At 50.8% G+C, this 22203-nt stretch carries 19 protein-coding genes; 4 read left to right on the top strand and 15 right to left on the bottom strand.

What is annotated here, in order from left to right; translation table 11 throughout:
• The first annotated feature begins 91 nt into the window (after positions 1-91).
• On the top strand, positions 92-1306 hold the full coding sequence (locus RB298_RS09855) for a glucose-1-phosphate adenylyltransferase (protein WP_096773405.1): 1215 nt from the start codon (positions 92-94) through the stop codon (positions 1304-1306).
• Positions 1307-1453: 147 nt separating this feature from the next.
• Here RB298_RS09855 and RB298_RS09850 read toward each other — a convergent pair whose 3' ends face one another.
• The 6 genes from RB298_RS09850 to RB298_RS09825 all read right to left on the bottom strand — a co-directional run bounded on the left by RB298_RS09850 (position 1454) and on the right by RB298_RS09825 (position 7756).
• Positions 1454-1981, bottom strand: a complete 528-nt coding sequence (locus RB298_RS09850) for a GNAT family N-acetyltransferase (protein WP_486046972.1) — start codon at positions 1979-1981, stop codon at positions 1454-1456.
• 252 nt (positions 1982-2233) lie between these two features.
• Positions 2234-3688 carry a sensor histidine kinase gene (locus RB298_RS09845; RefSeq protein WP_096773403.1) on the bottom strand — a complete coding sequence of 485 codons (1455 nt, stop codon included), beginning with the start codon at positions 3686-3688 and terminating at the stop codon, positions 2234-2236.
• Positions 3685-4383 (bottom strand): response regulator transcription factor, encoded by a 699-nt coding sequence (locus RB298_RS09840; protein WP_009589197.1) that lies wholly within the window; start codon positions 4381-4383, stop codon positions 3685-3687. The genes RB298_RS09845 and RB298_RS09840 overlap by 4 nt, the downstream gene beginning before the upstream one ends.
• A gap of 3 nt (positions 4384-4386) precedes the next feature.
• Complete coding sequence (locus RB298_RS09835) at positions 4387-5721, bottom strand: VCBS repeat-containing protein (protein ID WP_015734707.1); 1335 nt, start codon at positions 5719-5721, stop codon at positions 4387-4389.
• A gap of 50 nt (positions 5722-5771) precedes the next feature.
• Complete coding sequence (locus RB298_RS09830; RefSeq protein WP_009589188.1) at positions 5772-6491, bottom strand: phosphonate ABC transporter ATP-binding protein; 720 nt, start codon at positions 6489-6491, stop codon at positions 5772-5774.
• An 83-nt stretch (positions 6492-6574) separates the two neighbouring features.
• Positions 6575-7756, bottom strand: coding sequence for an MFS transporter (locus tag RB298_RS09825; RefSeq protein ID WP_486046971.1), 1182 nt, complete (start codon positions 7754-7756; stop codon positions 6575-6577).
• Between the two features lie 129 nt (positions 7757-7885).
• Here RB298_RS09825 and RB298_RS09820 point away from each other — a divergent pair, with 129 nt between their 5' ends.
• The gene (locus RB298_RS09820; RefSeq protein ID WP_015734705.1) at positions 7886-8803 is read left to right on the top strand and encodes an ArsR/SmtB family transcription factor; all 918 of its coding nucleotides are present in this window, start codon (positions 7886-7888) and stop codon (positions 8801-8803) included.
• Positions 8804-8819: 16 nt separating this feature from the next.
• A complete protein-coding gene (locus RB298_RS09815; protein WP_486046970.1) occupies positions 8820-9551 on the top strand; it encodes an HAD family hydrolase in 732 nt (243 codons plus the stop codon).
• A 78-nt stretch (positions 9552-9629) separates the two neighbouring features.
• Here the strand turns inward: RB298_RS09815 and RB298_RS09810 are convergent, their stop codons facing one another.
• The 8 genes from RB298_RS09810 to pdhA form a co-directional block, all read right to left on the bottom strand.
• Positions 9630-11921 carry a type IA DNA topoisomerase gene (locus tag RB298_RS09810; RefSeq protein ID WP_486046969.1) on the bottom strand — a complete coding sequence of 764 codons (2292 nt, stop codon included), beginning with the start codon at positions 11919-11921 and terminating at the stop codon, positions 9630-9632.
• 115 nt (positions 11922-12036) lie between these two features.
• Positions 12037-13524, bottom strand: coding sequence for a glutamate synthase subunit beta (locus tag RB298_RS09805; RefSeq protein ID WP_015734702.1), 1488 nt, complete (start codon positions 13522-13524; stop codon positions 12037-12039).
• Positions 13525-13865: 341 nt separating this feature from the next.
• Positions 13866-14354: a dihydrofolate reductase gene (locus tag RB298_RS09800; RefSeq protein ID WP_036665368.1), complete on the bottom strand. Its 489-nt coding sequence runs from the start codon at positions 14352-14354 to the stop codon at positions 13866-13868.
• A gap of 68 nt (positions 14355-14422) precedes the next feature.
• Positions 14423-15217 (bottom strand): thymidylate synthase, encoded by a 795-nt coding sequence (gene thyA, locus RB298_RS09795; RefSeq protein ID WP_096773398.1) that lies wholly within the window; start codon positions 15215-15217, stop codon positions 14423-14425.
• Between the two features lie 196 nt (positions 15218-15413).
• Positions 15414-16829 (bottom strand): dihydrolipoyl dehydrogenase, encoded by a 1416-nt coding sequence (lpdA, locus tag RB298_RS09790; RefSeq protein ID WP_009589200.1) that lies wholly within the window; start codon positions 16827-16829, stop codon positions 15414-15416.
• Positions 16830-16832: 3 nt separating this feature from the next.
• Positions 16833-18155: a dihydrolipoamide acetyltransferase family protein gene (locus RB298_RS09785; RefSeq protein ID WP_015734700.1), complete on the bottom strand. Its 1323-nt coding sequence runs from the start codon at positions 18153-18155 to the stop codon at positions 16833-16835.
• A gap of 29 nt (positions 18156-18184) precedes the next feature.
• Positions 18185-19162, bottom strand: coding sequence for an alpha-ketoacid dehydrogenase subunit beta (locus RB298_RS09780; RefSeq protein WP_009589183.1), 978 nt, complete (start codon positions 19160-19162; stop codon positions 18185-18187).
• Positions 19163-19328: 166 nt separating this feature from the next.
• The gene (gene pdhA / locus RB298_RS09775) at positions 19329-20396 is read right to left on the bottom strand and encodes a pyruvate dehydrogenase (acetyl-transferring) E1 component subunit alpha (protein WP_036665657.1); all 1068 of its coding nucleotides are present in this window, start codon (positions 20394-20396) and stop codon (positions 19329-19331) included.
• 256 nt (positions 20397-20652) lie between these two features.
• Between pdhA and RB298_RS09770 the strand changes: the two genes are divergently transcribed.
• Positions 20653-21381 (top strand): alpha/beta hydrolase, encoded by a 729-nt coding sequence (locus RB298_RS09770; protein WP_486046968.1) that lies wholly within the window; start codon positions 20653-20655, stop codon positions 21379-21381.
• Between the two features lie 303 nt (positions 21382-21684).
• On the opposite strand, the gene RB298_RS09765 is transcribed toward RB298_RS09770, so the two are convergent.
• Complete coding sequence (locus tag RB298_RS09765) at positions 21685-22149, bottom strand: low molecular weight protein-tyrosine-phosphatase (RefSeq protein WP_096773396.1); 465 nt, start codon at positions 22147-22149, stop codon at positions 21685-21687.
• Between the last annotated feature and the right edge of the window lie 54 nt (positions 22150-22203).

Genomic DNA, 22203 nt, shown 5'->3' with positions numbered 1-22203 from the left:
TTCAAATTACTTTTTCAATATAATCGTTTCAAACCCCGGGAATGTCGTTTATGTAATGAACAACGTGAAAATACATTGGGAGGGAAACGTGATGAAGAAAAAAGACTGTATTGCTATGCTTCTGGCGGGTGGAGAAGGTAAACGATTGGCTCCCCTTACGTCCAGGCTGGCAAAACCCGCCGTTCCGTTTGGCGGACATTATCGTATAATCGATTTTCCTCTCAGCAATTGTGTAAACTCCGGAATCGATACGGTTGGAGTGCTTACGCAATATGAGGCAGAATCATTACACGAACATATCGGCGAAGGCGAACCCTGGGGATTAACACATACAGGACGTGAAGGCATTGCCCTTCTTCCATCCAACAGCACACACCAAGACGGGTACTTGGGAACGGCAGATGCCATTTATAAAAACATTCAATACATCGATGATCAAAATCCAGAGCATGTGCTCATCTTGTCCGGGGACCATATTTACCAGATGGATTACCGGGAAATGCTTGAAGCCCATATGAAGCAAGGGGCTCCTGCCACGATCTCCGTGATGGAAGTACCATGGGAAGACGCCAGCCGATTTGGCGTCATGAGCGTTGACGATAATCTCAATATCATTGAATTTGCCGAAAAACCGGCAGAACCGCAAAGCAATCTTGCCTCCATGGGCATTTATTTGTTCCGTTGGGACTATCTGAAGCAGCACCTGATCGAAGATGCGTCTGACCCGAACTCCAGCCATGATTTCGGAAAGGATGTCATCCCTAAGATGCTGTCCGGAGAAGAGTCGCTGCTAGCATTCCGCTTCCAGGGCTACTGGCGCGATGTCGGCACCGTAGAAAGCCTCTGGGAAGCCCATATGGATGTGCTTAGCCAAAATGAGCTCGTCCTTGAGAGAGCCGATTGGCCTATGTATACGCGCGCTTGGAAAACCAAGCTGTCGGCAGCACGGACCCGAAATGTGGAGCATACGGACTGCCTGATTCATGACCAATGCACCTTCGAAGGAAAAGCCAAAAGCTCCGTCATCTTCTGCGGATCAGAAATCGGCAAATACTCCATCGTGAAGGATAGCGTGGTCATGCCGAATGCCAAAATCGGCAAAGGCGTCCATATCGAGCACGCCATCATCGGGGAAGGTGCAGTGATCAAGGACGGAGCCGTTGTGAAAGGGGCTCCCGGCAATGTCGTGGTCGTAGGACCATACGAGACGGTGCTTCCGAAACCAACGGTTCGTACCCAGCCGGCCCGGCTCCTTCAGGATGTATACGAAAAAGGACGCTTGCGTGCAAATGTCTCTTCATCCTGAACGAATGTCATGAACAGAATAGAGCCCTGAGAATTTCTTTCAGGCCATTAACACAAAAAAGCGATCCGTAGCGGATCGCTTTTTCTCATGTATCGTGCCCTGCTGACTTTGTCTAAGCGCATGCGACGGAGGTTCGAAACTTTAAGATCAAGAAACAAAATTCTTTTCATATAAATTCACGATGCGACCGCCCATATCCTGCTCGGCCACGAATTGAAATCCCTGACGCTGGTAAAATCGATTCAGCGTTGGCAAATGGGATACGCAATCCAATCGAAAGCCCCGTTTCCCTTTGGAAACCAAATACGATTCCGCAAAGGAAATCATTTTGTTCCCAAGACCCAGCCCCCGATAAACGAAGCGTACGGTCAGACGATGCAAGTAACCGTAGGACGGATCGTCCCGCTTTCCCCAGTAGTCAGGGTCCCCGTACTGCAGCGTAAACATGCCGGCCGCCTTATCTTCATGCCACAGGATGAATACTTCACGCTCTTCCAGGTACTGTGTCATTAGGTCCAGGGAAAAAAGCGAGGGACTCCACTGCCTGCGCCCTTGCTGCTCCATCACCTCGGCCGCCTCCGTTAGAAGCGCCAGCATCTCTCCTGCGTGCACGGCTTCTGCCCTTCGTAGTTCAAACCGCCCCTGCTCCGTTGAAAACATTGCTGCGGATTCCACTCCTGTACTCCCCTCCTCTATAACATAACCCCACAAAGTGGAGCCTGTGCTCCGATGCATATTCCAATTACTTTGCGGGGACCCCAAAACAATCCCCCACAAAGTGGAGACTATGCTTCGAGCTTTATTCCAATTACTTTGCGGGGGACCCAAAAACAATACCCCACAAAGTGGAGACTATGCTTCGATCCTTAGTCCAAATACTTTGCGGGTGTAAAGTTGAGAAAAGCTTTGCCGGATTGCCGGCAAAGCTTAGGCCATCGGCCCGGCTGCGTCCTCCTCACCGTTCTCCAACCCGCCGGCCATCGGTATTTTCCCCTCAGGCAGCGGCAGCTTGACGATCACGGCTGTTCCGTGCCCGAGCTCGCTTTCCATTTCCATCGTGCCCCCGTGAAGCTCAACGAGCTGCTGCGTGATCGCTAATCCAAGTCCCGTTCCCCCGTTAAGTGGATTCACCTGGAAGAACCGATCCTTTACCCGCCGAAGATGCTCGTCCGAGATGCCGATCCCGTGATCTTGTACGGTAACGATAACAAACTTCTCTTCCATCGTGAAGGACAGGTTGATTACCCCGTTCTCATGCGAGAATTTAACCGCGTTGTCCACGATATTCAGGAATACCTGCTTCAAGCGGTTGACGTCCCCATAGATAATCGGCTTCTCGTCGGACTCCAGTTTGATCTGAACGCCCTTCTTCTCGGCTTTCGTCCACAGATTGAGCATGATCTCTTGCAGCAGCTCCCGTAAATTCACGATGCCCTTCACTAGCTTCATCTCATTCTGCTGGAGCTTGGAGAAATCCAGAAGCTCTTCGACAAGGCCGATCAACCGGTCGGTTTCCTTGGAGATGATCTGCATTCCGATTTTCGTTTCTTCCGGATCGTAGCCGCCGGAGTCAAGCGTTTCGCTCCAGCCCTTGATGCTTGTGAGCGGCGTTCGCAGCTCATGCGAGATCGAGGAGATAAAGTCATCCTTCACCTGATTGCTTCGCACAATCTCCTGCGCCATGTAATTCAAGGTCGACGAAAGCTCGCCAAGCTCGTATTTGTAGTCGCCCTTGATCCGCACATTGAACTTGCCTTTGGCCATCTGAGCGGACACTGTGGTAATGTTGTTGAGCGGCTTTACGATGGAATTGGCCAGCCCGATGCTGAAAGCAAGCACGATCGCCAGAACGGCCGCCCCGATGCTGACGGCAAACAGCGTCATTTTCATCAGCTTGTCGTTTACGTATTCCAGCGAAGTCACGTAACGGAGAATATACGTATTTTCAAAACCGTTCGAAACGGACTGGGACACCGCCATCACGATCTGGCCCGTGCCTTGCTGTTTGCCGATCCAACGGCTCGTATTGCCTGCAAGCGCTTGGGTGACATCGCTGGTCTTGATGGTCTGCTCTATTTCGAAGCCGGTCGAAGTTGAGAGTACTTGCCCAGCCGGGTTCAAAATTTGAAGCTCCGTATTATACAGTTCAAAATGGCGAACCATTTCGCTCAGCTGATTGACGTTGTCCGACGAGGTCAGTCGAAAGGGCTGATAGAAATCGTTGGCGGTACGGATATGGTTCACCATATGGTTGTACACCGTATCGTAATAATACGATCGTAATGCGATTAGAAAAATAACCTCAATCAGCAGCAAGGCGATGAACACTACCAGGAAGTAGTGCAGCACGATTTGCCGCCGAATGCCTTTTTTGATGATCATTGTCCCTGACCCTTCCATTTATAGCCGTGTCCCCATACCGTCTGGAGGTATTCCGGCTCGGAAGGATTGCCTTCGATTTTTTGGCGAAGTCTCCGAATGTTCACGTCCACGATTTTGGGATCGCCCATATATTCTTTGCCCCATACGTGATCAAGCAGCACATCACGGCTAAGCGGCGTGTTTTCTTTTTCCAGGAAGAACTGGACCAGCGAGAATTCCGTAGGCGTCAGCTCCACCGGCTGCCCGTTCTTCTTGAATTGCTTGGAAATCAGATCCAGCGTGAACGGACCCGATTGGAAGGATACCTTGGCGGCACCCGCACGCTGAACGTTCACCCTGCGCAGAAGGGATTGCAGCCGGGCGATCAGTTCCGTCGGGCTGAACGGTTTGCTTACGTGGTCATCCGCTCCGACGGATAGGGCATACACTTTGTCCTGCTCTTGAACTTTTGCCGTCAGGAAAATAATGCCGATCCGCTCGTTCGTTTCCCGGATTCTGCGGCATACTTCAAAGCCGTCGATTCCCGGAACCATGACGTCGAGCAAGGCGATATCGATGTCTGGCGTCGTTTGCAGCAAGCGAAGGGCCTCATTGCCGTTCTCGGTCTCCAGCACCTCAAAGCCGTTCCGTTTCAGATTAATTACGATAAAACTGCGAATGGATTCTTCATCTTCTAATATGAGCACTTTACTCAAGGTCTAGTTCCCCTTTCTTTCGATAGGAGCCACATTGTTGCTGCTTGGCTTTTTATCTTTTTTACTCAATTTCAGATCGCCATGGCTTCGATAAGCGATGACGCGGTTTTTCTCCTTCACCAAGATCTCCCAATCGGATTCGGCTTTCCCCCACTGGGCCGTGGAGAAAAACTTGATTTCCGCGACGGACTCTCCCGTGTCGGTCATGACAAAGTTCAAATAAGCATTTTTGTTGGATTCCGGCGTAATGGTAATTTTATTGTACATATCCGGCGGAAAATCCAGATAGAAGCGATTATTCATATCGTAGTATCTTTGGAGCACGAATTGAAGCCCTTCTACTTCGTTGCTCTCCCGCACCTCTCCGTCCCACTGGAAGTACGTGGTGAAGAACGGGATTTCGTCCAGGATCAGCCGATCTTCCCAGCCGCTTGGCCTAGTAAGCACACCAAACTCTAAAATACCGTCATCGTTCACGTCCTCGCTCTCAACCGGCAGTTCCTTGTAAGTAAGCAGTTCATCCTGGAGCACGTCAATAAACTTGTTGTCCTCCATGATAATGAGCTTGGAATAGGAAGAGTTGGACACGACCGAAGCATCCAAGATGATACCTTCTTTGTTTTTGGCCACTTTACCTGCGACAACATTGTAATAACTTTCGATATTTGGTCCCAAATCCAGTTTGTTCAGCTCAACGAAAGCATCCTCGAATTTGTCGTATTGATAGGTGCTGATATACGAGAGCTCTTTCTGCTGGAGGTATACCACCGTAATATCCTTGACCTTGTCGCCGTTCATGTCTCCGATATTGAAGTGCGTATACGGCAAAGCCGGGATTTTTTCGAGCGAATCCCCGGAGAATGAATACACGGCCAGCAGGTTCTGAAGATTCTCTTCTCCGCGGGAGAAACCGGCTACGATGTCAACCTTGCCGTCGTTCGTAAAATCAACGAAATCAAATGACTCCAAAACCGTCCCTTCTCCGTCGAAATCGAGGCTCTTCACCCAGGTATCACCCTGCTGCTGCATGATCATGCCGTGGATTTTCACCTCTTCATCCGGCGTCTGATAGAAAACGACGGCTTCCATAACGCCGTCATTGTCCAGGTCATGAATTCGGATCGAACTGCTGTCGACGTCGCTTCGCGGCCGAATGATAGCGCCGTTGTCCAGTTTGATCTTCTGGAGCGCGGACTGGATGGCGCCGTTCAGCGTCGCTTTGTCCGTCGGCAGATCCGGTCGCTTCATTAAAGACACCGGATCCTGGATAAAGGTACAGCCGCTTATGATAAATAGTAACAAGCCGGCCAACAGGGCTTGCATCACTCTATATTTCAATAAGTATCAACTCATTTCTATGCTTTCGCCTTGCGTCAAGTGATCGATAATTACAGTCTTGACTTCTCGCCATGGGTTAAACGTCTTCCGGTCACATCCACTACCAGCTGGCCGCCCGACAGCCCCATGATTCGGGTGCAGTATTTCTCCGCAAGCTCCAGCGGGATGACGGTAAATACCGTCAGACGCTCTTCCTCGCACAAGGTTTTTAGCGTCTTCAAAACATGCTCGGCAGAGGCCGGATCGAGTCCCGTGACAGGCTCGTCCGCCAAAATCACCTTAGCGCCGTGAACGAGCGCCCTGGCAATGGCAATCCGCTGCTTCTCGCCGCCGCTCAGCTCGCCGGCCTTGCGTTTTGCCTTGTCCAGCAAACCCAGGTGCTCGATCGTATCCATGGCTCCCATATAATCATCAGACCGGACCATCCCGGTAACCATCCGCCACAGCGGCGTTTGGCTGGATTGCCCGATCAATACATTCTTAAGCGCCGTTCGATTTACGTTTAGGGAAGGATTCTGCTCGAGATAAGCCCATTCCCGTCGAATTCTTCGTTTTCCGGCGGGATTCATCATATCTTCGCCGTCAATCGTCAGCTTGCCGCCGTCCCATTTTTGCTGCATCGACAGACAGCTCATCAGCAAACTTTTTCCGCTTCCGCTCGCACCGATCAGACCGATCATTTCCCCGTGTTCCATCTGAAATGTGATATCCTTTAACACCGGTGTACGTTCAGGACCCATCGTTTTCTTCAGCCGATCCACTTTAATCATGTTATCGTCTCTCCCGTCAAGTGCATATTCCTACTCTCTAGTTTAGAAGAAAGCGAAAGCAATTGCCATGAGAACGCATGTTTCTATTTGTCGGATGAAACGCTGTTGCCTTTGAACCATAAACCCGTGCACGCAAACACAATATACAAGCCGCCGAGCAAAACGAAGATTCCCCCGTTCCACCCGGTTTCCATGATAGCGCCGCCCGCATTCGGCCCTGCGATACTCCCGGCATTGAAATGGAAGGAAGCCACGACGTTGGCCGCCGGCAGCAGCACCCTGGGAAGGATGTCCGCGGCATAAGCCAGACCGAGGGAGAAGAAAGAACCGACCAAGCCGCCGGCCACCGTCAGTAATAGTAAGGTTGCCCAGAAATTCGTTCCGGCTACCGGAATCAGCAGGAAACTGCAGCCTCCCACGATCCCCGCGATCGTCAGCACCCGCTTGCGTCCGAATTTATCGCTCCAGATGCCGAGGGGAAGCTGCAGCAGGAGTCCGCCGATGCCGACAAAGGGCAGCAATGTCGAAATTTCGCCTAAAGTGAACCCGCTTCTTAACCCATAGACCGGGAAATTGCTGTTAATCCCCGCTTCCATGTATCCGTATAAAAATGCGGGAATCAAGGCAAACCAGGCCAGCCGGTAGCTCTTGAGATAGCGGCCGGCCGGCTGCTGCTCTCCTTGCTCGCTTTTTTCCGGCTTCAAATTCGGAAGTTTGAACAGAACGACCAGCAGAATGAACAAGAACAGCACAGCCAGAATCAGAAACGGTACCGCTTCGCCGTATTTCAGAAGAGGAATGCCGAGCGGCCCTATACTAAATCCCAGACCGTAGGACATGCCGTAAAAGGAAATGCTCCGCCCCCGGTTCTTCACGGTTGACATCATCAGCACCCACAGCTGGGCGGCATAATGCAGCGCGCTATCGCCGATGCCCACAAGCACCCGCAGCACAAACCAGACGGCTACGCTCGGAATCAACGGGAAAGCGACCAGCGACAGCATCACCAGCACGAGACCCGATACGATCAGTTTTTTGAAACCGACCCAGCCGAGAAGCCGTTCCGCAACCAGCGTCATGGCAAATGAGCCTACATATAAAGCAGCCGCGTTCAATCCGTTCATGGAGGATGAGATGCCTATCCGTTCCAAAAAAATAGCCAGCACCGGCAATAGCAGTCCCTGGCTTAAACCAGCCGCAACCACGACGGCAATTAAAATAAAATAATGAGTTCTCCCTTGACGGGGGGTAACAGCTTCTGTCACTGAAATATAGTCCTCCTCTAATATGAAAAAACGATGAATTTAAACAGCCAAATGAACATTATAGTGGACAAGCCCAATCGATACAAGCCATAATAATAACAATGCCATCAATTGGGAGGGTATCCGTTCATGAAATATAAAGTTAGTATCGATGTATCCATGGTTTATGAGCTGCTGGGCAGCTTCATGATATATGCAACAAGGAAATGGACCGATAACCTGGATATTGGAAAACAGCTGATAACGGAGATGGATGAGCGTTTGCCGCAGCATGTACGTGTCCAGTTCAGTGGAGCCCGCTCATGGCCGCTCGCGGATTACGATGTCTTATACGCCCTGATCATGCTTCGAGGAGAGCACCTTGAAATCCCTGATTTTCTGGGCTGGATCGAATCTTCCCCGGTGGAAGAGCTTCATGGCCTGCTTCAGCCTCACTTGCCGTCCCTCACGCGGGATGAAACGTCCAGAATTCGAGAAAACTACACACCGTTGATGAAACTCTGGTATGAGCACTACTTTTCCGAAGTGGAGCCTGAGCTGTACCATCTTCTGGAGGAAGATGCCGAAGAGAAACGAATGCTGCTTCCGAAAATGGACGACGAAAATCTGATCGAATATGCTTCCAGCGGAGTCATTCTGGATAACGTGCCGCAAGAAAACGTCGTCTTGTTCCCGGGTACGCATTTTCGTCCGATCAATACCTATTGCTTCTATGATAATGTACTCCTGCTGCAGTACCCTATTGATATACCGGAAGAAGACGAGGATGAGCCGCCCGTCGTTCTCCTGCGCATGACCGAGGCTCTCGCGGATCCGGAACGTCTGCGTCTGCTGAGATATATTGCGGATGAGCCGAAGGCCGTGTCCGAAATGGCGTCCGAATTGGGACAGCCCTACGAGCAATTGATGCACCACCTGATGATCTTGAGGGCGGCGGGCCTGCTGCGCTCCCATCTGAAATCCGAAAATAACGAAAGATTCAGCCTGCGGCCGGATGGTGCAGCCGAGCTGCAAATGTTCCTGGAGACTTACATTCGACTTTCCTAGTATGAAGGAGCGTACCATGAGTAAAACATCTCAGCATATTATCTTCGACATGGATGATACATTAATACATTGCAACAAGTATTTCGACCTGATTCTCGGCGATTATTTCGAATGGATGACCGAATGGTTTCAGCCTTATGGAGTAACCACCCAAGAAATCCGAGCCAAGCAAATGGAAATCGACGTAGCCGGCATCGACAAGCTGGGATTCGCGAGCGCGAACTTCCCCCAGTCCCTAATCGATACATACCATTTTTTCGGCCGAATTCACGGGAGAGATACCTCGCCTAAGGAAGAGGAGCTTCTCTACCAGTTGGGGCTCAGCGTATACGAGCAGGAGATTGAAGCCTACCCCGGCATGGTCGAAACGCTGGAGAAGCTTCGAGAGGATGGCCACTGCCTTCACCTCTATACCGGGGGCGAAACGAGAATACAGAAGCGAAAAATCGAACAGATGAAGCTGGCGGACTATTTTAAAGACCGGATTTATATCCGCCAGCATAAAAACATCACGGCGCTTGAGGAGATTCTCGGCATGGGGTCGTTCGTCCGCTCGAATACGTGGATGATCGGCAACTCGCTCCGCACGGATGTCGTTCCGGCATTGACGGCAGGCATTAACAGCATCTACATCAAGCAGCAGCGCGAGTGGCAGTATAATCTGGTCGAGCTGAAGCAAGAGCCGCATAATGTGCTCTATACCGTTTCGGCGTTGACTGAAGTGCCGGAAGTCATTGAAGAGCATTAACTTAATCGAACGGACAACGAGCCGATCCTGGAGTAATATCCCGGATCGGCTCGTTATTTTGGCGTAACCCTCGACGTCCTACGATTTTACGGCCGCACTGGAGTCCACGGCCTGAACGGCCAGCTGCCCGTTACCGCCCGCAGCAAGGACAAGCCTGCCCTTATACGTGCTGCCGTCCTCGTTCTTAAAGGATAACACTTGGGTCTTTCCCTGAAGCAGCAAGGATTTCAGCATCGCATGAGAAATTTGTTTTCCGGCAAATTCCTTCCAGATGACATAGCTGCAGCCGGTTTTGAAATTGGCGCAGCCGTAACCTTTGCGTCCTTCAATAATATGCCCGTCACATCCGGGTCTTGGGCAGCGCCCCAAGGGAGATCGTACGGACGGCGCTTCATTTGAAGCGGCAGGCGCTGATTTCGGAGTGGGCTTGCTCGTGCGCTCATTCTTCGCTTTCGAGGCTGGGGCCGCTTTAGACGCGCTTCGCTTCCCTCTTCCTTTGGACTTGTCCTCATCTCCGCCGAAAAGCGACGAAGGCGCCGGACGCTGCGAGGATACCTTGTTTATGATCGAAACGGTGAACTTCTGCACGTTTTGCATGAATACGTCAGCAGAAGCTTCGCCTTTGGAGATCTGGTGGAGACGCCGCTCCCATTGGCCTGTCATCTCGGGCGAAGCCAGCAATTCGACGCCGGCATGCCTGATCAGCTCCACCGCCGTTCTTCCTTTTTGCGTTACGGTGATTTTTTTGCCCTGCATCGTAATATATCCGACCTTTTTCAACCGCTCGATGGTGGCTGCCCGGGTTGCCGGCGTTCCGAGACCGCTATCCTTCATCGCATCCCGAAGCGCTTCATCCTCAATGGACTTACCGGCGCTTTCCATGGCCTTCAGCAGCGTGCCTTCCGTATAACTTTTTGGCGGCTGGGTAGCCTTTTCCTTCACTTCGGATTTTTTGCATTGCACCGGCTTGTCGGGCGTAAGGTCAAAGGAACGGTCGTTCCATTCCTGATCCTCCTCTTCCTCGTCCTCTTTCCCCTTCTTGGAAGATTTGGATTTCTTCTTCTCCGTATCCTGGGCAATCAACACCTTCCATCCAAGCGACAAAAGCTCCTTGATTCCCGTCTTGAATGTTTCCCCTTCGACCTCGGTGAGCACCGTATGCTGCTTGTACATGGCCGGAGGATAAAAATGCGACAGAAACCGGGTGATGACCAGATCGTAGATATGCTGCTCTTCCTTGCTGAGCGTGCCCGGCCGCTTTAATGTCGGCAGAATGGCATGGTGATCCTCAACCCGCTGCGGATTGCATACCGCTTTGTTGTTGACGTGCACCCGGCTCGGATCCGCTCCTGCGGCCATTGATGCATACGAGGTCGATTTGAGCATATGAAGGGCCTTGTGCATGCCTTCGATATTCTGTTCATTCACATAGTTGGAGTTCGTACGCGGATAGGAAATCACCTTGTGGCGTTCATATAACGCTTGCGCAAGATCCAGCGTTTTTTTGGCAGAGTAACCGTACTTGGCATTGGCTTCACGCTGAAGCAGGGTCAAATCATACAATTTGAACGGGTATTCCTTCGTTTCCTTCACTTCATATTTAGTGATGGTGCCGTTCTTTCCATGGACCTTGGCTGCAATCGTCTCTGCTTTCTCCTGCGAGGTCAGCCGCTCTCCCTGCCAGGTTCCCGTATACTCCAGTTGATCCTGCTTGAACAAAGCTTTCACGTCGTAGAACGTTTGCGATTCGAAGGCTTCGATCTCCTTCTGCCGGTCATAGATCAGTGCCAGCACCGGCGTCTGCACCCGGCCAACCGACAGCAACGTCTGATGGCGGGTCGTAAAGGCGCGCGACGCATTCATGCCGATCAACCAATCGGCTTCGCTGCGCGCGCGCGCAGCTTGCGTTAAATTCTCGAATTCAACGCCGTCCTTAAGCTCCGCAAAGCCGCGGCCAATGCTTTCCGGCGTTAAATCCGAGATCCATAGTCTTTTTACAGGCTGTTTCAGTTTTAATTGTTGTTGGATTAGTGCGAAAATATATTGTCCTTCTCGTCCCGCATCGCAGGCATTCACGATATGGCTGCAGCGCTTGGCTACCTCTCCAATGACCTTCAGCTGATCCTTGGTTTTCGGATTCGGGATGATTTTGAATTGCTCCGGAATGATAGGCAGGTCCCGTAAATTCCAGCGTTTGTACTTCGGATCATATGCATCCGGCTCCGCCAGCCCAACCAGATGTCCGATAGCCCAAGTTATGATGTATTGCTCACCTTCAAGATATGTACGGTTGTTCTTGGCCCGCGGCTCGATGACCGCAGCGATATTCCGTCCCATATCCGGCTTTTCGGCAATGACCAACGTTTTCAAATGACATTCTCCTCCCCGATGAGCAGCCTGGCGCGGAGGCTAACTCCAAAAAGGACTTCGCTCTCGCGAAGTCCCTTTAACTACTATATTCATGATAGCATATTTAGGAGAAGGATTAAACCAGTACGGTCGCGCCCATCAGATATTTGTCTACCTCGCGTGCCACCTCGCGGCCTTCATTGATCGCCCACACGACAAGGCTTTGTCCGCGGCGCATGTCGCCGGCTGCAAATACTTTATCCACATTCGTCGTATATTTGCCATACGGCGCTTTAACATTGGAACGACGGTCCGTTTCAAGTCCAAGCTGTTCTACCAGCGTCTGCTCCGGTCCGTCAAAACCGATCGCGATGAACGCCATTTGCGCCGGAAACGCTTTTTCCGTGCCCGGAATCGGCTGATACACTTTACGGCCGGTTTCATCTACAATGCGCTCGATTTGAACGGTATGAAGCTCTTTCAGGTTCCCTTCATCATCTCCGACGAATTTCGTGGTCATGATGGAGAATTCCCGCGGATCGTTGCCAAACAGCGCTTTGGCTTCCTCGTGGGCGTAATCCAGTGTATACACGTTCGGGAATTGCGGCCAAGGGTTCGCAATCGGATCGCGCTGCAGCGGAGCCTGTTTATGCGTACCGAACTGGGTAACGCTGCTGCAGCCGTGACGCAGCGCCGTGGCCACGCAGTCGGAGCCTGTGTCGCCGCCGCCGATGACGATAACGTCCTTGTCTTTTGCCGACAAATAGTTGCCGTCTTCAAGACCGGAATCCAGCAGGCTCTTGATCGTTCCGTTCAGGTAATCCATCGCGTAATGGATGCCCTTGAGATCACTGCCCTCAATGTTGAATTCGCGCGGCTTTGTTGCACCGCCGCAGAGTACGACGGCATCATAGTCTTCCATCAGCTGCTTGGCGGGAATATCCTTGCCGATCTCGGTGTTCACGACAAATTCGACGCCTTCCGCCGCGAGCAGATCGACACGGCGCTGCACGATGCCCTTGTCCAGCTTCATGGACGGTATCCCGTAGGTCAACAAGCCGCCAATGCGGTCCGCACGCTCGTAGACGGTGACGGAATGGCCCGCTTTGTTCAGCTGTGCTGCTGCCGCCAGTCCTGCCGGACCGGAACCGACAACGGCTACGCGTCTTCCTGTGCGCTTCTCGGGCGGCTCCGGAACGACCCAGCCTTCTTCAAAGCCTTTGTCGATAATCGCCTGCTCGATGGATTTGATCGTAACCGGCTCCCCGATCAAGCCGACGGTACAAGAACCCTCGCAAGGCGCTGGACATACGCGTCCGGTAAACTCAGGGAAATTGTTCGTTTTGTGGAGACGCTCCAGAGCTTCTCTCCACAAGCCCCGATATACAAGATTGTTCCATTCCGGGATCAGGTTGTGGATCGGGCAGCCCGATGTGCCGCCGACCATATCGATTCCTGTATGGCAGTATGGCGTACCGCAGTCCATGCAGCGTGCTCCCTGGGTCTGGAGCTCATCTTCTTCTAAATGTTTATGAAACTCTTCCCAGTCTTTAACTCGTTCAGCCGGGCTCCGGTCTGCCGGAAGCTGGCGCTGATATTCCATAAATCCTGTTGGTGTAGACATACTGCTTTACCCCCATCCGTTCTATCCATGCTGATTACCATGTACAATTTATCATATCATAAATCATCCGACATCTATCGTCAGATGAGCCAAGAAACAGGTTTCAGCCTGATTTATTTTTTCTATTTATGCTAAAAAAATTTTTATCAAAGCATGAATCCCCACTACTCGCGGCTATTTAAGCAGCCATTTGCATAAACATTAGAAATATAGTAGCATTTCGCTTTTCGCCTGTTAAATGGACTATATGCATGATCATTTGTATTATCCTACTATGAAAGCATTGTCAACATGGACGGAAGGCGGTAAGTCTATCCCTCCGAATCGTGCCATCGAGCTGTTTATTTCCGTTCAAACGTAACGAAACGGTAGGCATACGGATTTTTTTCATCCGTGATGCCGGGAACTTCTTCGACGATCTTCCATTCTTCCCAGTTCACTTCGGGAAAGTACGTATCCCCTTCAAAACTCTCGTCAATGAACGTGCAGTACAGACGATCCGCTTTCGGCAGCATCAATTCATAAATCTGCGATCCGCCAATCACCATCAGTTCCTCATTCTTCGAATAGGGTAACGCGTTCTCGATGTCATGGATCACGATGCCCTGATCCTCCGTCAACGTAAAGCTCTCATCTCTCGTCAGCACGATGTTCTTTCGGTGAGGCAGCGGCTTGCCGCCAAAGGAATCCCAAGTCTTGCGCCCCATCAGGATCGTTTTATGGAGGGTTTTCTCCTTGAAGAAGGCCATATCCCGCGGCAAGCGCCACGGCATCGTGCCGTTCAGCCCGATCACCTGATCCTTGCCCATTGCCCATATCATCGATATCATTACACCGTCTCTCCTTCCATTGATCTTATGGATGTCACCGCATGGAGCCTCCATAACCCAATTTAAACTTATACGGCAACCGTCGCCTTAATGGTCGGATGGTATTGATAACCCTCAAATTCAAAATCCTCGTACGTATAATCAAAAATGCTGTCCGGCTTGCGCTTGATCACCAGCTTCGGCAGCGCATATGGCTCGCGTTCAAGCTGCGTTCTCACCTGCTCCATATGGTTGGAATAAATATGGACATCGCCGCCCGACCAGATGAATTCACCCGGCTCCAGGTCGCACTGCTGGGCAACCATATGGGTTAACAGCGCATAACTGGCAATGTTGAACGGCAGCCCGAGGAAGCTGTCCACCGAGCGCATGGTAAGCATACAGGAAAGCTTCCCGCCCGCCACGTAGAATTGGAATACAAAATGGCACGGCGGCAGCTTCATGTTATCAATCTCCGCCACGTTCCAGGCACTGACGATATGTCGTCTGGAATCAGGATTATTCTTAATCGAATCGATGACATTGGCGATCTGATCGATATGGCGTCCATCCGGCGTTTCCCATGCCCGCCACTGCGAGCCGTAGACAGGACCCAAATCCCCGTTTTCATCCGCCCATTCGTCCCATATCCGCACGCCGTTCTCTTTTAGGTACCGGATATTCGTTTCACCGCTCAAGAACCACAAAAGCTCATGTACGACCGATTTCAGGTGAATCCGCTTGGTTGTCATTAGCGGAAACCCTTGGGATAGGTCAAAACGCAGCTGTCTTCCGAATACGGACAACGTTCCCGTACCCGTCCGGTCTCCCTTCTCTACGCCATGATCCAGTATATCCTGCAGCAGCTCCAAATATTGTTTCATCTCATAGTCACCTCACTAAAATCTCATATCCTCAGTCTACCATGTTCACGGAATGATTGGGATGCTTAAAATAACCCTGCCCGGAGAGGGCGGGTATCCGTTGGCATATCTACATAAAAAAACAGGAGGCAGAAACCGCCTGCGCGTTCTCTGCCTCCTGGCTGAATATATAATGACTCGAAAATACGTCTACGGATTAACGGGCAATGATGTGGATCGGATGACCCATTACCAATTCCGCCGCTTCCATAACGATCTCTCCCAGCGTCGGATGCGCATGGATGGTCAAAGCTACATCTTCAAGCGTAGCGCCCATTTCAATAGCAAGGCCGAGCTCGGCAATCAGGTTGGAAGCTTCCAGACCCACGATTTGCGCTCCGAGAATAAGCCCTGTTCCCTCTTCGGCCACGATTTTCACGAAGCCTTCCGGATGGTTCAAGGATACGGAACGTCCGTTGCCTGCGTAAGGGAATTTGCCAGCTTTTACTTTATGGCCTTTTTCCTTCGCTTGAGCTTCGGTGTAACCTACGCTGGAGCATTCAGGATCCGTAAACACAACGGCCGGGATACATTTGTAATCCACGACGGACGGCATTCCGGAGATCGCTTCAGCAGCCACTTTACCTTCGTAGGAAGCTTTGTGTGCAAGCGCCAGGCCGGACACGATATCCCCGATTGCGAAGATATGCGGAATGCTGGTGCGTCCTTGATGGTCGACTTTCACGAATCCGCGCTCATCCATGTCGAGGCCGATCAGGTCCAGACCAAGCTCTCCGTCCGTGTTCGGACGACGGCCAACCGTAACCAGCAGGTAATCAGCTGTTACTTCTTTGGTTTCGCCATTCACGGAGTATTTCACGGTAACTTCTTTATCGTTTTGCTCAGCACTTTCAGCTTTAGCACCTGTGATAATTTCGATGCCGGTTTTCTTCATGTTCTTGGTAACGAGGCTTGTCATGTCTTTGTCAAAGCCAGCCAGAACGCTGTCCAGACCTTCGATGATCGTTACTTTGGAACCGAATTTGGAGTACATTTGACCCAACTCGGCACCGATGTAGCCGCCGCCGATGACAATCATGCTCTTCGGTACTTCAGGCAGGTTCAATGCTTCGGTGGAAGACAAGATGCGTCCGCCAAACGGGAATGGCTTCAGTTCGATTGGACGGGAACCAGTAGCAATGATGCAGTTCTTGAAGCGGTAACGCGGAGATTCATGATCATTGAATACACGCGCTTCGTTTTCGTTGATGAACATGCACTCGCCGTTGAAAACTTCCACTTTGTTGCCTTTCAGCAAACCAGCTACGCCGCCGGTCATTTTTTTGACAACGCCGTTTTTGAATTCCTGCGTTTTCGCGAAATCAACGGTTACGTTCTCCACGGAAATACCGAATGCATCGGCATGCTTCGCGGATTCGAACTGATGAGCTGCAGCGATCAAAGCCTTGGAAGGAATACAACCACGGTTCAAGCAAACGCCGCCGAGTTCCGATTTATCAACGATCAGAACCTTTTGACCCAGTTGGGCGGCACGAATCGCCGCCACGTAACCACCAGGACCAGCACCAATGACTAGAGTATCAATATCTAAAGAAGCATCTCCAACTACCATTAGTTACACCTCCATAACAAGCAGCTCAGGGTTAGCGAGCAGTTGTTTAATATAGTTCATAAAGTTTTGAGCCGTTGCGCCGTCGATGATACGGTGGTCAAAGCTCAAGGACAATGCCATAACAGGTGCTGCTACAATCTCGCCGTTCTTCACAACCGCTTTTTCGCTGATGCGGCCGGTACCGAGGATAGCAACCTCTGGGAAGTTGATGATCGGTGTAAAGAACATGCCGCCTGCGGAACCGATGTTCGTGATGGAAATCGTGCTGCCCTTCATTTCGTTAGGAGCCAGTTTGCCCTCACGGCCGCGTGCAGCCAGATCACGGATGCTGTCAGCGATCATCCAGATGCTCTTACGATCCGCATCTTTGATAACCGGTACGATCAGACCGTTATCAGTATCCGTGGCGATACCGATGTTGTAGTACTTCTTGTACACGATTTCGTTCGCTTCTTCGTCGATCATCGCGTTCAAAGCAGGGAATTGACGGCTTGCCGCAACAAGTGCTTTAACGATGAATGGCAGATACGTAACTTTCGTGCCCTTCTTCTCAGCGATCGGTTTCATGCGGGTACGGAACGCTACCAACTCGGTTACGTCCACTTCGTCCATGATCGTAACGTGAGGAGCCGTGTAAGCCGATTTAACCATAGCATTCGAGATCGCTTTGCGGATACCTTTGAATGGCACGCGCTCTTCTTCTGCGCGAGTGTCCACCGCTGCGGATGCTGCTGCAGGAGCCGCTTTCGTCTCGGAAACAGCTTCTTGAGCCGGAGCTGCTGCTGCTTGGCCACCACCGTTCTTGAAGGCTTCTACATCTTCGCGGGTCACTTTTCCGTTGTTGCCGGAGCCTTGAACTTGTGCGATGTCAACACCCTGCTCGCGAGCGAATTTGCGCACGCTTGGCGTAGCCAGAACTTCACGGTTAGGTGCTGCAGGCGTCGCTGCTTCGCCGTTTCCGCCTTGTTTAGCGTCAGCAGGAGCATCTTGAGCCGGGGAAGACGTCGTATCTGCGCTGCCTTTCGCTGCGTCGGCTTCTTGAGCGGACTGCTCTTCGGCAGGAGCCTCTTGCTCAGGAATGTCACCTTCAGCATCGATGATTGCAACCACTTCACCGACACGGCATACTTGACCGTCCTTGGCAAAAACTTCTTGAACCGTACCGTTCACGGGACAAGGAACTTCTACGACCGCCTTGTCGTTCTGCACTTCCATGATGATGTCGTCGTCTGTTACTTTGTCGCCCGGCTTGATATGCATTTTGATGATTTCACCTTCATGCAAACCTTCGCCCAGCTCTGGAAAACGATATTCGAATTTTGCCAACTGAAAAACCTCCCTAGAAATTGCTGCTATTAGAAATTCAATACTTTATTTACGGCGTCAACGATACGCGCCGGAGTAGGCAACCAAGTGTCCTCGATTTGAGCGAATGGATACACGGTGTCTGGCGGCGTAACGCGAAGCACCGGTGCTTCCAGGTGGAGAATCGCTTTCTCGTTGATTTGAGCGATTACTTCTGCGGCTACGCCGGCAGATTTCTGCGCTTCTTGAACCACGATGGCGCGGTTGGTTTTCTTAACCGAAGCCAGCACGGTATCGATGTCGATTGGAGAAATGGTGCGCAGGTCGATGATTTCGGCTTTGATTCCGTTCTTTTCAAGCTCGTCTGCCGCTTTCGTAGCAGTATGAACCATCAGGCCGTAAGCGATGATCGTAACGTCCGTTCCTTCGCGAACCACGTTAGCCTTGCCAAGCTCAACGGTGTAATCACCTTCAGGAACTTCAGCGCGGAACGCATGGTACAGGTTCAAGTGCTCCATGAAGAATACAGGGTCATTGTCGCGAATCGCTGCGATCATGAGTCCTTTTGCATCATAAGGATTGGAAGGTACTACAACTTTAATACCCGGGGTTTGTGTGATCAAACCTTCGAGTGCGTCGGTATGCAGCTCAGCCGCTTTAACCCCGCCGCCGAATGGTGTACGGAACACGATCGGGGAGTTGTAGCGTCCGCCGGAACGGTAACGCATACGCGCTGCTTGAACGACGATTTGGTCGAGCGCCTCAAAGATAAATCCAACGAATTGAATTTCAGCGATCGGACGGAAGCCTTGAATACCGAGACCTACCGCCAAACCTCCGATAGCGGACTCTGCCAGCGGCGTATCGAATACGCGCTCTTCCCCGAATTCTTTTTGAAGGCCTTCCGTTACCCGGAAAACACCGCCGACATTACCTACGTCTTCACCGAAGATGACAACGTTAGGGTCACGGCTCAATTCAACGCGCATGGCGTCGCGAATCGCTTCTTTCATGTTCATTTGTGCCATTGCTTCATTTCCTCCTTAAGAAATACAGTTCACTGTTCTTCCAGTGTGATGCCTTATAAGGCTATATATCGATGTTAAACGTTATTTAAAAACAAGACCTGATGCGCCCATGACAAACCGGATGATCATCCAGGATCAACCTTTGACAATCATCGGTCCGTCACTCTTATTGGAAATCGGCTTTCTGTTCTTCCAAATGCTTCGGCGTTTGCTCGAACATGCTGTCGATCAAACCAGGTACCGTCATTTTTTCCGTTTGTTCTGCTTTTTTGATTTGCTCGTTGACTTTCGCTTTCGCTTCTTCTTTCACGCGAGCTGTATCTTCTTCTGTCCAGAGGCCTTTGGCTTCCAGGTACTTCGCAAGACGCGCGATCGGATCCTTCTCGTTCCACTCGCCCTCTTCTTCCTTCGTACGATATTTCGTAGCGTCGTCAGACAAGGAATGCGGACGGAAACGGTATGTCACGGCTTCGATCAGCGTTGCGCCTTCACCGTTGCGGCCGCGCTCTGCAGCATCCTGAACCGCTTTGATCACCGCGAGAACGTCCATGCCGTCAACTTTAACGCCTTTGATGCCGGCTGCTACAGCTTTGTGCGCGATAGACAATGCTGCTGTCTGCTTGGAGAACGGAGTCGTGATTGCATAGCCGTTGTTTTGCACGAAGAAGATGACCGGCAGTTTATACACGCCTGCATAGTTCAGGCCTTCGTAGAAGTCGCCCTCGGAAGAGCCGCCGTCACCGGTATACGTAATAACCACTTGTTTTTGCTTCTTCAATTTGTAGCCCATCGCGATACCCATGGCATGCAGGATTTGCGCGCCGATGATGATCTGAGGCATCAATACGTTAACGCCTTCGGGAATTTGTCCGCCATGCTGATGTCCGCGGGAATAAAGGAATGCTTGGTAGAGCGGAAGTCCATGCCATACGATTTGCGGCATATCGCGGTAGCCCGGGCAGATAAAGTCGTCTTTCTCAAGCGCGAACTCACTGCCTACCATCGTAGCTTCTTGACCGGATACAGGAGCGTAGAAACCGAGACGTCCTTGACGGCCGAGGTTTACGGCGCGGTCGTCCCAAGTACGGGTAAATACCATACGGTACATAATTTCTTTCAGTTGATCGTCCGACAATTCAGGCAGAAGATCTTTGTTTACGATTTTGCCATCCGGGGAAAGTACAGATAGAGTACCTACTTCCTCGGTATATACTTCATAAGGAACCTTGGTCATTTTTTTCACCTCAATAAATATTTGAATATCAAGTTCCGCTGTTATAGAATTATTATACACCTGTTTCACTCCATTCGTCAAAGAAATACGGGATAAAATTTCATATTCTTTCACGTTTGTATGTATAACAGTTGACGAATAATACTATAACAGTATGACAAACATCATAGAACAGCAGACAACTTAATCATGTCAGGGTAATTTTAACTTATTGTTTACCGCATTTCAAAAACTAACCCGAAAAAGGTGACGAATGATGACGAATGAACGTTTATTGAAGCGAACCATCGTAAAAGAAGTGATTGACAGCAAGTTTTTGCAGGAGACTCGAACGCTGCGCATCTATCTTCCTCCCGGATACAATGAAATCCTCAGCTATCCCGTCGTTTACTGTCAGGACGGAGAGGAATTTTTCAACTTCGGCCGCATCGCGACCTGGGCCAACCAGCTCATCCTCGAAGAAGACGTGGAGCCGTTCATCATTGTGGGCGTGGAAGTGAACACCAAGGTACGAACCGAGGAGTACGCGCCGTTCGGCAACCGCTTTGATGCTTACCTGTCCTGCTTCGCCGAAGAGATTATTCCCTTCGTGGAGCAAAAATATCCCGTGCGCAAAGAGCCTGCGGAAAGAGTGCTTGCCGGCGACTCCCTCGGGGGAAGCGTCTCCGTGCATTTGGCCTTGCGTTATCCGCATCTTTTCACAAGAATCATCAGCTTGTCCGGGGCCTACTATGAGAAGACCCAGAACATGATTCAGGAAGAGCGTGATTTGTCCTGGCTCAACATTTACATGATTGTAGGCTTGCAAGAAGACAACTACGCAACCGATACAGGTGTCTATAACTTCGTCGAATTAAATCGCTCAACAAAGGCTTTGCTGGAAGAACGGGGTGCTACCGTATCATATCTTGAAAAAGAAGGTCGTCACCTTTGGGGATTTTGGCAAAAAGAGCTCCCTGCTGCCCTTATGTACTTCCTTGGTTAAATGTTTGAATCGGCAAAATCCATGGGCTATATAAATGACCTGTTACTGCAAAATGGTTTAACTGTCCCACTCGGGACTCCATGCGTTACGATTGAAATCCGTTGGCAAAAAGAATACCTGTGAGGCAAAGCTAGGACATGATCGTCTGCAGCTTCTGCCCCACTCCAAAAAAAGATGAACAACCGCGCATTTTTTATGGAATGTGCATTGTTCATCTTTTATGTTCAGCAGCCCGTTCTTCTTGGTATCGCTTTCAATGATGTTCTTCAAAAAAGCGGCTGATTCACCGCTTGTTCGAATCGATTATAGCTTTTCTTCCATGATTTTGTCCAGTAAGATGTCGCACCCCGCATCAATCAGCCGGTACACTTCGTCAAAGTTTCCGGTGAAATACGGATCGGGCACCTCGCGCAATTTTTCGTTCGGCAGCAAATCCATGAACTTCAAAATCTCAGCCTGATCGCCTCCAGCTAACTTGCGGATATTCGTTACATTCGAATCATCCATGCCGATAACGTAATCGAAACGTTCAAGGTCCTCACTGACTACCTTGCGCGCGACCATTCCTTCATAACTGATTCGCCAGCTGTCGAGCAGCTTTCTCGTACCTTCATGGGGAATGCTGCCGATATGCCAATCCCCGGTGCCGGCCGAATCCACGCTTATTTGATCCTGCAGCCCGCGCTGTACTATTTTATGCCGCAGCACCGCTTCCGCCATGGGCGAGCGGCAGATATTGCCCAAACATACAAACAAAACGGATACCATGGTCCTTCCACCTCCACGCTATGATGAATCGCAATCGAGAAATTTTATTTAATC

This window comes from Priestia sp. BR_2, from assembly GCF_041954005.1.
GTDB classification, from domain to species: Bacteria; Bacillota; Bacilli; order Paenibacillales; family Paenibacillaceae; genus Paenibacillus_AQ; species Paenibacillus_AQ lautus_A.
Note: the sequence above shows the minus strand (reverse complement) of the source record. Positions and strands in the feature narration are given on the sequence as shown.

Coding starts and splice junctions, on each gene's coding strand:
- RB298_RS09820 (WP_015734705.1), top strand. CDS start 7,886: ATGAAATATAAAGTTAGTATCGATGTATCCATGGTTTATGAGCTGCTG.
- RB298_RS09830 (WP_009589188.1), bottom strand. CDS start 6,491: ATGATTAAAGTGGATCGGCTGAAGAAAACGATGGGTCCTGAACGTACA.
- RB298_RS09800 (WP_036665368.1), bottom strand. CDS start 14,354: ATGATATCGATGATATGGGCAATGGGCAAGGATCAGGTGATCGGGCTG.
- RB298_RS09855 (WP_096773405.1), top strand. CDS start 92: ATGAAGAAAAAAGACTGTATTGCTATGCTTCTGGCGGGTGGAGAAGGT.
- pdhA (WP_036665657.1), bottom strand. CDS start 20,396: ATGACCAAGGTTCCTTATGAAGTATATACCGAGGAAGTAGGTACTCTA.
- RB298_RS09780 (WP_009589183.1), bottom strand. CDS start 19,162: ATGGCACAAATGAACATGAAAGAAGCGATTCGCGACGCCATGCGCGTT.
- RB298_RS09845 (WP_096773403.1), bottom strand. CDS start 3,688: ATGATCATCAAAAAAGGCATTCGGCGGCAAATCGTGCTGCACTACTTC.
- RB298_RS09805 (WP_015734702.1), bottom strand. CDS start 13,524: ATGTCTACACCAACAGGATTTATGGAATATCAGCGCCAGCTTCCGGCA.
- lpdA (WP_009589200.1), bottom strand. CDS start 16,829: ATGGTAGTTGGAGATGCTTCTTTAGATATTGATACTCTAGTCATTGGT.
- thyA (WP_096773398.1), bottom strand. CDS start 15,217: ATGAAACAATATTTGGAGCTGCTGCAGGATATACTGGATCATGGCGTA.
- RB298_RS09770 (WP_486046968.1), top strand. CDS start 20,653: ATGACGAATGAACGTTTATTGAAGCGAACCATCGTAAAAGAAGTGATT.
- RB298_RS09815 (WP_486046970.1), top strand. CDS start 8,820: ATGAGTAAAACATCTCAGCATATTATCTTCGACATGGATGATACATTA.
- RB298_RS09765 (WP_096773396.1), bottom strand. CDS start 22,149: ATGGTATCCGTTTTGTTTGTATGTTTGGGCAATATCTGCCGCTCGCCC.